This window comes from Psychrobacter sp. Arc29, from assembly GCF_041431175.1.
Lineage (GTDB): Bacteria > Pseudomonadota > Gammaproteobacteria > Pseudomonadales > Moraxellaceae > Psychrobacter.
In genome coordinates this window covers 102,708-117,006 of the sequence record NZ_JASMRR010000003.1, presented here as the reverse complement: position 1 = coordinate 117,006, position 14,299 = coordinate 102,708, and the positions used below count along the sequence as shown (strand labels likewise).

The window sequence follows — 14,299 nt, the reverse complement described above, 5'->3', positions numbered from 1 at the left end:
TCTCGGTGCTAATTTTTTTATAAAGTAAATTTTTTAGAGTAAACTAAAGCTAAATTTTAGCAAAAAATTTAAAAGAGTATCTATGGACTGGCTAACAGAAATAATAAAACAGTTACAAACTTCACATGCATTTGTTACAGCAGTTTTTGTAGTGTGCATATCTATATTATTAGGACATTCATTTATACCTAGCATAATCCCTCAGATTCCAGATGAATGGAAACTTCCACTGATTGGAGGTCTTTTATTCTCTGGAACACTGTTATCATTTCTGATAATTCCATATATTTGGAAATTTTTCTCTAAAAGTATTAGCAATAAAACTCAAGAAGTAAGAGCTTTAAACCTATCAGATCATGAACAATCTTTTCTATACAACTTTGCTGTAATGATAGAAGATAGCAGAGAAGACTTTTTAAATTTAGGTAGTTTAGACTATAGTAATATGAATTCTTCTAAGCTTGAGCTTCAAGAAATTGTATCAGACTTATCAAATAAAGGCCTTATTGATATTAACTTCCTTGATCCTAATCTAATATCTTTTACTAGCAAAGGAAGAACACGAGCTCTTGAAATTAAAAATAGTATTATTCAAGCTCGTAGATTGCATTGACACAGAAAACCCAACATTTGATAAAATCATCTTATTCAGCCTCATATCCCAATACCAATCTACGCATCACTCTACTTAACTTTCAAAACTGCAGTTGTCTTTAAAATCTGCTCACGATTTTTGGCAACTTTGATTTACTTGGATAAACACCTATCCAATGAGCTATTTATCCACCCTTGTATTATAAATCTAACCCTTCGCGATCAACCATGTGCCAGCCAATCCCATAAATGAAGACCCTACTCGGTTAAATTTCTGACGCGCTTTAGGACTTTTTAGGCGTTGTTGCGCATAACTCGCCATAAAGGCATACATCATCATGGCAATAATGGCGCAGCTAAAAATCACCAGACATAGAATCGTAATATCTGCCCCTGTCAGGCTAGTGACTGGAAAAAAACTGGGTAACAAGCTAATGTAGAATAAAATAACTTTTGGATTGCTAATAGATACCAAAAAGCCTGACGTTACACTTTTTAATCCCTCATTCTTATTCTTTAACGCTATATCTCCAGTGATAATTTCACTTGGCACCGTCGTCCACATCTTATACGCCAAGTAAAATAAATAACCTGCACCTACAAACTTAATTATAGTAAACAAGGTATTAAAATTGCTTGCCAATGCGCTCAGTCCATAAGCTGAGAAAACCATATAAATAGTGTCGCCTGCGGCAAGTCCAATGATTAAGGGCAGCGCCGCCCAAGAGCCTTGCGTCATGGCTTTGGCAATCGTAGCAAACACACCAGGACCCGGCGTCATGATAAATATGAATACAGCAATGATGAAAGTAAATAGCTGGATGGTAGTGATGGTCATGACAGTCCTTTATGTCTCTATTAATCCTTAAGTATAATTGATTTAATAAACAAATATCTATGTCAGTATGATTGGTTTAGAATACTTTCAAGCTCAAAGACACAAGCTAATAGAAATTATTGAACGAGTGATAAAAGGCTACTCTTTGGGAGTGGCCTTTTTTATCGGATGAGGTTTTAAATTTCATTTATATGCAATGTAATTTGCCATAATATTAGTAATATAATGAATATACTTATAGTATTAACAATTAAAGTTAGACTATTTAGCATGGTTCATTAGATATAGTCTGCGTTCCTTTATAGTATTTATTTACAAGGATTCAAAGTGGCTTTTAAACATCACTCATCTTTTACTCCTCCTCCTAGTGAGGAATCAAAGCTTTGGCGATATATGAGTTTGCCAAAGTTTCTCTCGCTTATTCAACAAAACTCTCTCTTTATGGGCAACCTAGAACGAATGGCTCAAGAAGATAAATTTGAAGGAGTTTTACCATCTGCTAATTTTGTGCATAGAAAATGGAAATCAGTTGATGATGTTCCATTACCTATTCTTAATAAATTAAAAATGAACGTTATTTATCATGAAACTGGCAACTTACAGGCTTGTCTAGAAAACCACAAAGAAATTCAAGAGTTAAGAATTAGACAGGCTTATGCTCATAGAAAATCGTATTTCATTAATTGCTGGCATTTAAATGAATACGAGTCTTTGGCAATGTGGGATATATATTCTAGAAAAGATGAGGGTATCGCTATTATTTCATCTGAATCTAATTTTATTAATGCTTTTTCAGCTATTAATAGTGATATTTACGGTGGGATTGTCAAGTATGCCAATTATGACTGCCCTTCTTTTACCATCGATGTTAACAATGGTTTTAATTCCATACTGCATAAACGAGCAAGTTATGAATATGAACGAGAATACAGATTGGTCTTTTGGGACACAGAAGTAACCCATACATACATACCAACACAAATAATTGAATTTAACTCTAATGGCGAGAGGAGTATTTCTCTTGGTCGAGCAAGTATAGGGCGTTCCGAGGAAGATATTAAAAATGTCGAACCAAAAGTGAGCTTTAATGCAAAGTGTGACCTAAATAAACTAATAAATGAAATTTACGTTTCTCCATCAGCACCGAGTTGGTTTTTTGACATAGTAAGTAATATTGTTGAAAAATATAATGTCAATGTTCCGGTATATCACTCTAAGCTAGCCAATGACCCTTTGAGATAAAATTAGGTGATACTTATCGTATTTTATGTGAATTTTACAATAACGATCTTTATTATTCCCATAATATATATAATCAATAAAAACTACGACTATTTTTTTACGATATCATGATGTATATACCAAATACTAGGTAAGGTTCATATGGATAATCCAGAAATAATTGAGTTTGCAGTAAGCTTTATAAGTTCGATCACGAACGACTTAAACGAAAGCCTATATTCACAACCAACTGCGAATTTAAATGTAATATGGAAAAGGGATGATAGCTTTAATGCTCGAGCAATACCAAAATCTAGAATTACGGAACCACCAGTACACATTATAGAACTAACTTATGGATTAGTAATTCAGTTGTATAATGATATTGATGAGTATTGCAGTTACATTGAAAATAAATCTGACCAAAAAACATTCGACATTCTTTTCAAAGATCATTCAGGAGACACATCAATACTACCTTGTCATTTAGAGCCTGAGGATTACAGAAAAAATATGTATATCGGAGCTTTAACTTGGGTATATTTTCATGAGTTAGCTCATCTAAACCAAGAACATGTGTATATTCTCAATAAATTCATTGATACGAAACATCATAGTATGTATGAAGAATTTAATGTCAATAAATCAGAACCTTTAAAAGATAAAGAGGCAGCTATACATCATGTCCTCGAACTTGCTGCAGATTTTGAAGCTATTCAAAGTTGTTTAAGAGAGCTTATTAGACATTTTGAAGGTGATGAACTGACTAAGTCTATAGGGTTATTTGTCAGCTCTATATCTTGCGCGATATACAAGCTTCATAATCCAACTGAATTAAGCTTGAGTTCCGATATAGAAGGTTCTCATCCACCTTCTATAGTAAGATTGGAACAAATACTTCCTCAGATATGGGAGTCTTTAGACTTATATGAAAAAGCAAATATAATTGATACTAAACTCAACCGTAAGGATTTAGTACACATTTGTGATAGAAGTGCCACGTCCGCTTGTTTTTTTTGGTTTAGAAAAAAACAAATAACTACTGAAAAAATGAGGAATTTTATATTTGTAGGTACTATTAACAGACCGGGTGGGAAACTGTACTTACAAACAATTATTAAGACATGGGACGTAATAAAACCAGAAATTGTTAAAAATAGTCGTATGCTGGATGAGCTTAACACTCTTAACTTTACTGAAACACTAAGAGACTTAGTTTTAGAGTGTTAATATCGCAATTATCATCTAATTTGAAATTTTAACTATCATACAATGGTTGCCTTAAGATGCGATTTAGCAAATGTTATAGAGATGATTATTGAGGACCCTTATGATTGTGAGATGAGTTTTTTATAAAAGCTTCTAACTAAATAAACTCCCTCTCAACATTCATCACCCGTGCATCTACTGTACGTTCTAGCTTCTCTTCAATTTGACTACACTGCGACTCGACCTCACGTTTGGACAATCCGACGATCACAAACGTCCATTCGCTGGCATCATGGCGCGCGCGGCCGCCGCTTTCACAGACCGCGACGCTTGGCGTATTGCCAAAGCGTGCATGTAAGCCGCCCATTCGTTGGCGCTTTTCTTTTAGCGAGCCGCAGCCGGGCAATGAAAACGTCAATGTCAAAATAGCGATGTGCATTTTATCCTCCTTGCCGAAAAAGCTTATAATAGCAGCCAATATAATATTCAATAATGGCTGATATTGTCTGCGCGTCAGCATGCAGACCCTTTATAATAGCGTATCAACCGCCAACCAACTTGCGTATCTCACCCATGACTTCTATCAGCTACGTCAAGCAGCAGCGTATCACTCGACTATGCGTACGCTGCGGCTTACTCCTTATGCAGTATGGCGCTGAGTCTGCCGTGGTGGTGGACTTATCCAAACGCTTGGGGCTTGCCTTGGGAATGAACAGCGTTGAATGCTCGCTAAATTTTAACGCCATTACCCTAACCACCATCTGTGATGAACGCTGTATCACCACCACCCGAGATACGATCAATCAGAGTATTAATGTCAATTTATTAGTGCAAATCCAGCAAATCGTCAATAAAACCGAAGCAACTGTCGATCGCAATGAGTTGATTGACCGCACAACACTTGCGTTTGATGAGTTGGATAAAACCGTTTACCCAACATGGCTAGTGAGCATCTTTGTCGGTGCGTCATGTGCGGCGTTTGCTTATTTGAATGGCGGCAGCTGGTCGATTACGGCGGTGACTTTCATCGCGGGTATGGTAGCGATGTTTACTCGTATCTATTTGTCCAAGCACCACTTTAACCCTTTTATCACCGTCATTGTGACGGCTTTTATCGCTTCTCTGATTGGCGCGACGACCTATTATTTTGATATTGGCAATAATGCCGATATTGCCGTGGCCTCTAGCGTGTTGCTACTGATTCCAAGCTTTCCTTTGATTAATTCTTTGTCAGATATCTTAAAAGGCTATGTCAATATTGGCGTTGGGCGTGCTGTTTTTACCTATATGCTCACTCTGTCCGCCTGTGTGGGCATCGTGATGGCGCTGGTGCTACTGCGCATACAGCACTGGGGGTTTTAGATGTGGTTTATTGAGACCGTCGTACTGTCTTGTATCATTACCCTTGGCTGGACGTTAATGTTTAGCGTACCCAAACGCTATATCTTGCCGTGTCTGCTGATGACGGCTTGGGGATTTGGGTTAAAGACGGCGCTTGTTTATCAGCATGTTCATCTGGTGATCGCGAGCTTTTTTGGGGCAATGCTCGCCAGCTTTTTGGGCGTGTATTTTTCTAAGAAATATACCCTACCGCCCAAAGCCTTAATCTCACCCAGCGTCATCTGTATGATGCCGGGTATCGCCGCTTATAAAGCGATGGTGAGCATGGTTCAGATTGGCTATTTTGGCTACTCAGATGAGCTGTTTAGCCAAATGATGGTGTATTTGTTTGAAGCGCTTTTTGTGACCTCCGCTTTGGTGCTAGGTTTGTCCATTCCGGGGCTATTGTTTTATCGTCGCCGCGCTATTGTTTAGATCATAGGCTGTTGTTCTGCAAGTTATTTTGATTGGTTCATACTGACAGCACAATCCCCTTGCTGCTATGATGCAGGTAATAACGACTGTTGAGAGATGACTGTGTGGCAGGTGTATTTGTTTATATTACCGATTGGTCTTGGGATCATGACATTGGCAGCAAGCTTGTTGTTTTTATTTGCTTATCTGATGTCCGACGACAATGCCACGCGCTTGCCCGCCTTTAATTGGTTTAAGCGCTTGATCATTGTGGCATTTATCTTACTCAGTATCGGGCTATTTATGACCTTTGGACATTTTTGGGGTCAATCGAGATAGGCTTTACTCGCTAACCCTCTTCTCTAGTTCTAATAACTCTAAATCTTCACGTTTTGGCTCGCCATTATTACCATCGTTGGGAAACGGTATTTTGTTACCATTCAACTGATAGCCACGGCGCTGATAATAAGCCAAAAGCTCAGGCCGATGACTCAAGATAGACATGGTCAGGCGGCTCGGCTGATTTTGTGACTGTAAGTGGCGATCCGCAAAGGTCTCAGCTGCTTGTAGTATGACATTGCCAACGCCCTGCCCTTGCAGCGTAGGATGCACCGCAAACATACCGATATAGGCTTTTTTATTCGAGTCGGCATCGGTTTTAATATCGACAGCGATACAGCCGAGTATCTCACCTGTTTCCTCTGCCTCACGCTCACCTGTCGTGTTCTTTGGATAGACAAACAGATAGTGTGTGGGATTGGCAATCGTACTTGCCAGCTCATCTGGCGTGATACGAATACCGCCGACCAAATCTGCTTCATTGGTCCAGCCTGCCGTCTCTCGGTAGCAGCAGTTTAGTAACTGCTCAAGTGCGCCGATATCATCCGCTTTAGCTTGACGTAGAAATACGGAATCTTTACTCAAATTACTTTGATTCATATTATAGTCTCCCTTTTTTTTTATAAAAAAACTGGCTTAGATCACTAAGCCAGCTTAAATACTAATACTTATCCGTCTATAGTACTAGCGCGATAATGCGTGCGCTTGGTCAATCATATCAAACCCTGCATTGAGCTGTGCGCGCGTCGGTGCATGACCACGGCGGAGTAGCTCAGAAAAGGCAACCAATTCCTTGTCGCGTCCGAGCGTACTTGCCGCACTCGCACGCGTGTCCTCGCCTTCGTCATCAAAATAATATTCGATATAGTCGAGCGTATCTGGCGTACCAAATAGGATATTGTGATCGGGCGTTGCCGCATGACCGCTATAGCGTAGGCTTTTGCCATATTGCATGGTCCAAAAGAATGGAATACGCGCCTCTAGCGAGTCAACATTGTCATCGTTTAATATGGCAGCAGCTGTGACCATGCCGTGCTGCAATGCTACGCGCCAATGCTCAATACGCATACGACCCATTTGATTGCTGGCTTTGGCGATATCACCGAGTGCATAGACCCCATCTCGCAGCTGTAGATGAGCATCCACTTGTACACCGTCTGGGTCGTTAACTTCATTCAATATTTCTGTACGAGGCGACACACCTGTACCCAGTATCACGATATCAGCATCAATATGCTCGCCATTCGCCAACGTCACACCGCCTACGTGTGAAAAAGCTTGGCTATCCCCATCCTTATCCGCTTGACGGTCAATCTTAGTAATTTCATTGACAGTTGCGTCAAACACAAAGTCGATGCCCTTCTCTTCATGCAACTTAATTAAGGCATTACTCACCGTTTCCGATACAATATTGCTCATCACACGGCTACCTTGCCCAATCACGGTAATAGAAGCGGTCGTACCTGCCTGCGCCAATGCCGAAGCGGTCTCCATACCGATAAAACCTGTACCAATAATCACCACGCGCTGGTCATGACTGGCCGCTTTGATCAATTTGGCATCTGCCATACTGCGCAGGGTGTAGACGCCGTCTATATCTGCTCCTTTGATGGGCGGAGTGGTCGGCGACGCACCAGTAGCCACGACTAAGAAATCCGCAGTCTCTCGCTCGCTAGTACCGTTTTCATTTTCTATGACAATGGTCGCCTCACTGGGTAACACTTCGCTGACCGTTTGATTAAGACGTAGATCAATATCGTTGCTACTCGCCCAATCTGCGCCGCCTAGTAGCAGCTTGTCTTCATCCATCTTTCCTGCCAAAAATGCTTTGGATAATAGTGGACGGTTATAAGGGGCTTTGTCATCTTTACTAATCATCGTGATTTTGCCGCCATAACCACCATGACGTAGTTGGTTGGCGGTCATAAACCCTGCACCGCCGCCGCCCACGATAATGGTATGCGTATCAGTCAGTTTGTCGTTTTCTATCGGCTTGTTTAGCTTGGCTGAGATGTTGACCGTCACATTGTCACCATCATTGGTAAGCTCATACTGAGTCAAACCTTCTGTCGCTATCGGCTCTAGTAGCGACCCATCGCGGCTATCAAAACTCGCGTGATGCCAAGGGCAGACCACTCGATTGCCGCAGCGCAATCCATCGCCCAAATCTGCACCAGCATGTGGGCATTTGCCATCAAATGCACGGAACTCATCGTCATCACGAGTGATTAAAATGATACTATCGTCTTCTTGCTTATACGATTTCATGCCGCCGCTTGGAATGTCGGCTTTGCTTATAGTGACTGTGTTGATCATCGCCTTGGTCATAATGCTTCCTTAACAGTTATAATGATTTCCTGATGACAGCGAGTTGAAAATGACCACAACAAACCAGACAAATTCAACTTACCTTATTATTTTTAGCGTTCTATAGATTGATAGTAGCAAGACCACTTGGCACACGATGTTTTTTTGTATGCTTGCTGCGTTGCAAAACGTAATTGCGCGACTTTTTATCAGTGCATTTGCTGTCTCCATTTATCATTAATAAACACAATAAAAGACTATTTTATGACTCCTCAAGACACCTCTATGGATATTGAAAACACCTCTGCTATTCAGCCCGTCTTAGATAGCGACTCAGATAGCGATAGAAATAATTATGCTACCGATAGTTTTGATCTCAGTGATATTGATATTGCCGCTGTCACTGACACCGCAAACTTGCCGCAGCCGAGCCGTCCACCGATACAGCAAGCCACTTATAAAGCAGATGCTACCGATTTTGTGGTCAATGAAATATTACCGCTAGAGTTCACTGATGAAGGTGAGCATTTATGGCTGCATATTAAAAAATTAGGCATGAATACCGCGTATCTGGCAAAACTCTTGTCAGAGTGGGCAGACATACCACTGCGTGATGTCGGCTACTCAGGGTTGAAGGATCGTCATGCGGTGACAACCCAGTGGTTTAGTTTACGCATACCCAAAAAACAGTTGCCGCCTACGGAGTTTGCACCGATAGATATTGGCGAAAATGAGGCCGTCGTTATTCTGGCGCAGCACTGGCATAATAAAAAGCTCAATCGCGGTACCCACCGCGCCAATCAATTTATCATTACCTTGCATGATATTGAGTTTGCGAATGATGATGAAAATACTGAGTCAACTGAGCAATCGTTATCTACTGAGCAGACGGCTAAGCAACGCGTCGAGCAGCATTTAGCACGCATTGATAAAACGGGTGTGCCCAATTACTTTGGCCCACAGCGTTTTGGCCGTCAGGGTAATAATGTTAGAGAAGCGTTGTCACTGTTTGCCCGTCCACTGCGCGAGCCAAAGCCGCAGCCCAAAAAGAGCAAACGCAAACGTGCGCCGCGCGAACAAAATACGATGGAGCTATCGGCAGCCCGTAGCTTGATATTCAATGAGATATTGGCAGCGCGAGTTCGGAATGGCAGCTGGGACGCTGGCCTAGCAGGGGAAGTATTTAACCTAGATGGTTCGGGGTCGATATTTATCAGTGAGGTGCTAGACGATACGTTACGCGCTCGTATGAGTAGCGGCGATATTCATCCAACTGCCGTATTGTGGGGTACAGGTAATGATAAAGTCAGTGGCAGTGCAGCAGCTTTAGAAAACGAAATCGTACAACACAGCCCTTTACTCATGCAGCTAGCAACGGGATTGGAGCAGCGTGATATCAAAGCACAAAGACGCCCATTAAGACTGCCTATTGAGCAATTAAGCTGGGAGTGGTCGGATGAGCAGACATTGGTATTAAGCTTTACATTAACCACGGGTAGCTTTGCCACCAGTGTGCTAGCAAGTTTGGTTCAGCAGATGGATTCATGATTGATTTATTGATAGCGTAGCGGCTAGCGTTTTTTGTAGAGTGAATGCATACCACCGTTTTTTTCAGCAAACATATGGTTGGCACTCACGACTTGATTGCGCCCACGGTGCTTGGCTTCATAAAGAGCCTTATCTGCTGTGCTAATCAAACGTTGACAGATATCGCTAGGCAGTTTTTGCATAAAGGCCATTTGGCTCTCAGCTCTCTGCGTGGCAATCGGCTTGATAAGAGGTGAGGCACTTGATTGAGACTGGGCTTTTTTTGCCAAAATAGATTTATAATTTTTGACAATGCGAGCCCTTTCTTGATGGGTCAAGGTATACAGCCCAAAACTTGCTGTCACGCTAAAATCAAACACATCACCGACATTGATGACATGCTTAGCAATACTAAGCCGTAATTGCTCAGCAATCACCATTGCACTATCGTGCGACGTATTTGGTAGCACAACCAAAAACTCCTCACCACCGTAACGGCTAATGATGGTTTCATCTGATAACGACTGCAATAGCGTCTGCGATATTTCGATCAACACTTGATCCCCCACATCGTGACCATAGTTATCATTGATGCGTTTAAACCAATCCAAATCAAAGAGCATCACGCTAAAATCTTGATCGTCTTGTACCGTTGACAACGCATACTTCATTTTCTTCAGACCGTAGCGACGGTTCTTTAGCTGAGTAAGCTCATCTTGATTGGCATACTGCAAGGTTTCTTGCCTACTATCGTCTAATGACACTAACAAAATACGAAACATATAAATGATAAAAATCGCTTTTGGTAGTGACATATAAATATGGGTAGATCGCCATAAAAGGTTGGAAGATTGACGAAGGTGATTAAGCCCTTCCCAAGTCAACGCCTCATTTTTAACGATAGTCATATCACTATAAGTCATATAACTATGAATATTAGAAGGAAGCGTGGTGGCCGTAAGTTGGCGTAGATTGGGTATCGTAATACCAAAATAAGGAAGTAGCGATACTGCTAAGGTCACAATAATTTGCCCTATAAATGCTCGCCAAACATAGTTCCGGTTAATGAGCATCATTCCTAGCATAGCACCACCTACTAATGACACACCCGTTACTAGACTACTATGCCCTAGTATGGCGACAATAAAAGTAATGTAGACACTATAAATAGTGATAAGCAAAGCTTGCCATATGTGCAGATTGCTATTAGCACTTCTAACTGGTGAAAAACGACTGGACATACATAGTAAGAAAACACCAACTATAGACACGCTAATCCATACTAGATAGAGCAGGTTGATATCAACGTAAGCACCATAAGTATCGCGGCGATACCATACAAATAAGCACCATAGCCAATGTGAAAAAACCTCCATTAACATAAATGCTGCTAGTAGGGCCGTCCTATCAGCAGCCTCCCACTCAAAAACCGCCTTAGAAAGCTCTCTGTGGCCTAGATAGAACTTATATACAGCCATAATGCACTACCGCGGATAGTCAAATTTATAGAGTTAAGAATAGTGAGCCGTGAGCCACGACTAAGGTCTATTCAGTGTGGCAATTTATACCTTAATTATCAATCAGTTTTACGCATTTATTTCCCGATAATTTCTCTATAAATGTAATTACGTTTACATATCCATTCCTAGCCTTACTCATCATAATCAATAAGGCCCTATCACTATCGGAAGTAACCTTACTAGAAGTAACTATAAAAATTTAAATCCTACTCACTAAGCAAGAGTTGTAAAAGACTCCCAAACCCCTTGTTGGTCAGCGTTCAAGACAGGCACATCACCCAAGCGACGCCACGGCATATTGCTACCATGAAAGTCACTGCCAATCGAGGTGACGAGATTGTGCTCAGCAATACTACGATCAACCATTCTACGCGTACTAATCGGCTCACTAGTGGCTGGTAGCTCACAAGCATCGCCGCCAAGCTGAGCAAACTCTTCAATCAGCTTACGCACTCGCGTGGCTGATAGCTGATAACGTGTCGGATGCGCCAGCACCGCCTTGCCACCACAAGCATGAATCAACTCGATACCATGCTGCATTGTCAGCGCCTCGATCGCCACATAAGCAGGCTTATTGTCTGCCAAATATTTATCAAAGGCTTTCTGAACGGTTTTGACCTCGCCCCGCTCAAATAACACTTGCCCAATATGTGCGCGTCCGACTGCTTGTGGGTTGCCACCTGCCTTGTCGAGAATAGCTTGCCACAACTCATCAAAATCTATATCCAGCAGCTCACTGAGCTTTTCGGTGATGCGCTGACCACGTGTGGCCCGACTGTCTTGTAGTTGCTGCAGAGTGGCATGCATCTTTTCGCGATCAGCAAAATCTAGCCCAAGCACATGGATGATTTTATTGGTAGATTTGTTTTTACCATAGCCACCGCTCAACGTATGCTCACAGCTGATTTCCACTCCATTGATCAGCTGTATATCATGAGCATTGGCAACTGCTCTTGCTTCATCAATGCCCGCCAGCGTGTCGTGGTCAGTCAGTGCCAGTACATTGATGCCCGCTGCGTGAGCGCGCTTTACTACTTCAGTTGGTGCATAAGTACCATCCGAACAGGTACTGTGGCAATGTAAGTCGTATTTCATAAGATAAACCTTAATGTTTTAAAAAATAAGCGTATAAACAATTTAGTAGTAGAATTTAGTAGTAGATAGTCACTATTCATATTGGTTGCTATTACTAATGATAATGTCTGAGCCAATTCTCTGGATTTAGCAACTATTGCTGCTGTATTTGATGGTTATATTTGGTCAGCGCTATGGTCACTAGCCACAATAAGAAAGTATTACTCTGTAGGTGACGTATATCGCAGGATTATCGTGTTGATTGCTTTTTTTTGGGGCAGTAGACGTGTAAACTACCCCATACGTTTTTGTTGGACACAACCTTTGCTATGAAAGCATTATTAGACTTTATCCCTTTGATTGCCTTTTTTATCGCGGCGCGTTATAACGGTATTTTGGCAGCGGCAGGGGCTTTGCTCGTCGCTACTATCATTGTTTATGCCATTCACTTTATTCGCCAAAAAGGCAAGTTTGATAAGCAACAATGGGTCGTCTTACTATTAACCATTTTATTTTGCGGTGGCACATTGCTGTTGCGCGATGACATCTATCTGCGTTGGAAATCGCCCATTATCAATGGTATTTTTGCGTTGACCTTGTTTGTCAGTGCCGCTATCAATAAGCCATTAATGCAGCTAGCAATGAAAGAAGTATTTACTTTGACACTTAGTGGTTGGAAAAAACTGACCGTTGCTTGGGCACTTTTCTTCGCCCTCATGGCTGTACTTCATTATATCACAGCATTCACCATGTCAGATGAAGCGTGGATTAACTTCAAGACTTATGGCTGGATTCCGATTATGTTGGTATTTGTCGTGGCTCAGTTTGCTGTACTCAAAAAGCATCTCAACCCTGCACTGACGGACAAAACCACCAAATAACAGTTATGCGCTGATTGCAGCTACTATCTTATAATTGATAAAACTGCTTTTAGAGCTCAAAGTAATCACCCGTTAGCGTTATACGATGTATTTCAAATCAATCATCACGTTTTATTATCAACTAAGGAAGTTCCATGTCTTTATTTGTCATTATTGGTCATGATGTGGCTAATAGCAGCGCACAGCGTCTGATTACTCGCGCTGAACATATTGAGCGATTACAGGCGCTAAGTCGTGAAGATCGTCTGGTGATTGCAGGCCCAACGCCTATCGAACATGGCAAGAGCGATATGTCAGGCAGCTTAATTATTGCTAAGTTTGACTCTATTGAGGCGGCACAAGCGTGGGCAAACGATGAGCCTTATTTACGTGATGGTGTCTATAGTCACGTGGATATCAAGCCATTTATTCAAGCATTACCAGCACCAACTGATACAGTAGCTGCATCGTGAGTCAGAAAGTCCTTTATTTGAATACTCGATTCTATAAAAGTAGCTTGGCTAGCCTGCTACTGATGGCAGCGATGTCAGTGTATGCTGCGCCAACGGCATCTAACGCAGATGCAGCGAATCCTACAGTAGCCCCTATAAGTCAACCTGCTGTAGGCGATGCGTCAACAAGTTCAGCACTAGATATCAATGACACTCTGGCAGCACAGTTGCAACCGTCTACTAAAGCGCTGTCAGCGGCCAATCAAGAATTACTCAGTCGTAATGCACAATTGCAACGTCAAGTGAACGACTTGCAGACCCAAGCAAACGTTTTAGTCTATGAGAGCAAAGGTCAGTTGTTTTTGTATGGTGCATTTACCGTTTTGATCAGTTTGTTGGTGGGTATTTTTATCTCATGGCTGGTTTTTGTCCGCCGTGATCGTTGGTAAGCGATACGCTCTTTATAAATTTAGCTTTTGACCGGCTCTATTCTGCGACGTCTCATTGTATTTTTATGAACTTGATTCTGTCATCAATAAAATTTTTATTATAGTAAATCATCCT

General features: G+C 41.6%; 16 protein-coding genes. 10 read left to right on the top strand and 6 right to left on the bottom strand.

Annotated elements, in window-relative coordinates; translation table 11 throughout:
- Nucleotides 1–82 precede the first annotated feature (82 nt).
- Entirely contained in the window at nucleotides 83–613 is a 531-nt protein-coding gene (locus tag QO189_RS05565; RefSeq protein ID WP_371531884.1) for a hypothetical protein, read from the top strand.
- A gap of 189 nt (nucleotides 614–802) precedes the next feature.
- Here QO189_RS05565 and QO189_RS05560 read toward each other — a convergent pair whose 3' ends face one another.
- Nucleotides 803–1,432 carry a LysE family translocator gene (locus QO189_RS05560; protein ID WP_371531883.1) on the bottom strand — a complete coding sequence of 210 codons (630 nt, stop codon included), beginning with the start codon at nucleotides 1,430–1,432 and terminating at the stop codon, nucleotides 803–805.
- A gap of 327 nt (nucleotides 1,433–1,759) precedes the next feature.
- Here QO189_RS05560 and QO189_RS05555 point away from each other — a divergent pair, with 327 nt between their 5' ends.
- Together QO189_RS05555 and QO189_RS05550 are read left to right on the top strand one after the other, a co-directional pair.
- A complete protein-coding gene (locus QO189_RS05555; protein ID WP_371531882.1) occupies nucleotides 1,760–2,674 on the top strand; it encodes a DUF2971 domain-containing protein in 915 nt (304 codons plus the stop codon).
- Nucleotides 2,675–2,815: 141 nt separating this feature from the next.
- Nucleotides 2,816–3,883 (top strand): hypothetical protein, encoded by a 1,068-nt coding sequence (locus tag QO189_RS05550; protein WP_371531881.1) that lies wholly within the window; start codon nucleotides 2,816–2,818, stop codon nucleotides 3,881–3,883.
- 136 nt (nucleotides 3,884–4,019) lie between these two features.
- On the opposite strand, the gene QO189_RS05545 is transcribed toward QO189_RS05550, so the two are convergent.
- On the bottom strand, nucleotides 4,020–4,301 hold the full coding sequence (locus QO189_RS05545) for a DUF503 domain-containing protein (RefSeq protein ID WP_371531880.1): 282 nt from the start codon (nucleotides 4,299–4,301) through the stop codon (nucleotides 4,020–4,022).
- A gap of 134 nt (nucleotides 4,302–4,435) precedes the next feature.
- Between QO189_RS05545 and QO189_RS05540 the strand changes: the two genes are divergently transcribed.
- From QO189_RS05540 to QO189_RS05530, 3 genes are all read left to right on the top strand, one after another.
- Nucleotides 4,436–5,224 carry a threonine/serine exporter ThrE family protein gene (locus QO189_RS05540; RefSeq protein ID WP_198331872.1) on the top strand — a complete coding sequence of 263 codons (789 nt, stop codon included), beginning with the start codon at nucleotides 4,436–4,438 and terminating at the stop codon, nucleotides 5,222–5,224.
- Nucleotides 5,225–5,677, top strand: a complete 453-nt coding sequence (locus tag QO189_RS05535) for a threonine/serine exporter family protein (protein WP_371531879.1) — start codon at nucleotides 5,225–5,227, stop codon at nucleotides 5,675–5,677.
- A gap of 96 nt (nucleotides 5,678–5,773) precedes the next feature.
- The gene (locus QO189_RS05530; RefSeq protein WP_371531878.1) at nucleotides 5,774–5,995 is read left to right on the top strand and encodes a hypothetical protein; all 222 of its coding nucleotides are present in this window, start codon (nucleotides 5,774–5,776) and stop codon (nucleotides 5,993–5,995) included.
- Nucleotides 5,996–5,998: 3 nt separating this feature from the next.
- Here QO189_RS05530 and QO189_RS05525 read toward each other — a convergent pair whose 3' ends face one another.
- Both QO189_RS05525 and QO189_RS05520 read right to left on the bottom strand, forming a co-directional pair.
- The gene (locus tag QO189_RS05525) at nucleotides 5,999–6,595 is read right to left on the bottom strand and encodes a GNAT family N-acetyltransferase (RefSeq protein WP_371531877.1); all 597 of its coding nucleotides are present in this window, start codon (nucleotides 6,593–6,595) and stop codon (nucleotides 5,999–6,001) included.
- Nucleotides 6,596–6,679: 84 nt separating this feature from the next.
- On the bottom strand, nucleotides 6,680–8,323 hold the full coding sequence (locus QO189_RS05520; RefSeq protein WP_371531876.1) for an FAD-dependent oxidoreductase: 1,644 nt from the start codon (nucleotides 8,321–8,323) through the stop codon (nucleotides 6,680–6,682).
- Nucleotides 8,324–8,566: 243 nt separating this feature from the next.
- On the opposite strand from QO189_RS05520, the gene truD reads away from it, so the two are divergent.
- Nucleotides 8,567–9,850, top strand: coding sequence for a tRNA pseudouridine(13) synthase TruD (gene truD, locus QO189_RS05515; RefSeq protein WP_371531875.1), 1,284 nt, complete (start codon nucleotides 8,567–8,569; stop codon nucleotides 9,848–9,850).
- 23 nt (nucleotides 9,851–9,873) lie between these two features.
- On the opposite strand, the gene QO189_RS05510 is transcribed toward truD, so the two are convergent.
- Nucleotides 9,874–11,307, bottom strand: a complete 1,434-nt coding sequence (locus tag QO189_RS05510) for a diguanylate cyclase (RefSeq protein WP_371531874.1) — start codon at nucleotides 11,305–11,307, stop codon at nucleotides 9,874–9,876.
- Nucleotides 11,308–11,562: 255 nt separating this feature from the next.
- On the bottom strand, nucleotides 11,563–12,444 hold the full coding sequence (locus QO189_RS05505) for a PHP domain-containing protein (protein ID WP_371531873.1): 882 nt from the start codon (nucleotides 12,442–12,444) through the stop codon (nucleotides 11,563–11,565).
- A gap of 308 nt (nucleotides 12,445–12,752) precedes the next feature.
- On the opposite strand from QO189_RS05505, the gene ispZ reads away from it, so the two are divergent.
- The 3 genes from ispZ (at nucleotide 12,753) to QO189_RS05490 (ending at nucleotide 14,184) form a co-directional block, all read left to right on the top strand.
- Nucleotides 12,753–13,304, top strand: coding sequence for a septation protein IspZ (gene ispZ, locus QO189_RS05500; protein WP_071003109.1), 552 nt, complete (start codon nucleotides 12,753–12,755; stop codon nucleotides 13,302–13,304).
- 134 nt (nucleotides 13,305–13,438) lie between these two features.
- Nucleotides 13,439–13,756 (top strand): YciI family protein, encoded by a 318-nt coding sequence (locus tag QO189_RS05495; protein ID WP_371531872.1) that lies wholly within the window; start codon nucleotides 13,439–13,441, stop codon nucleotides 13,754–13,756.
- A complete protein-coding gene (locus QO189_RS05490) occupies nucleotides 13,753–14,184 on the top strand; it encodes a hypothetical protein (protein WP_371531871.1) in 432 nt (143 codons plus the stop codon). The genes QO189_RS05495 and QO189_RS05490 overlap by 4 nt, the downstream gene beginning before the upstream one ends.
- Nucleotides 14,185–14,299 lie beyond the last annotated feature (115 nt).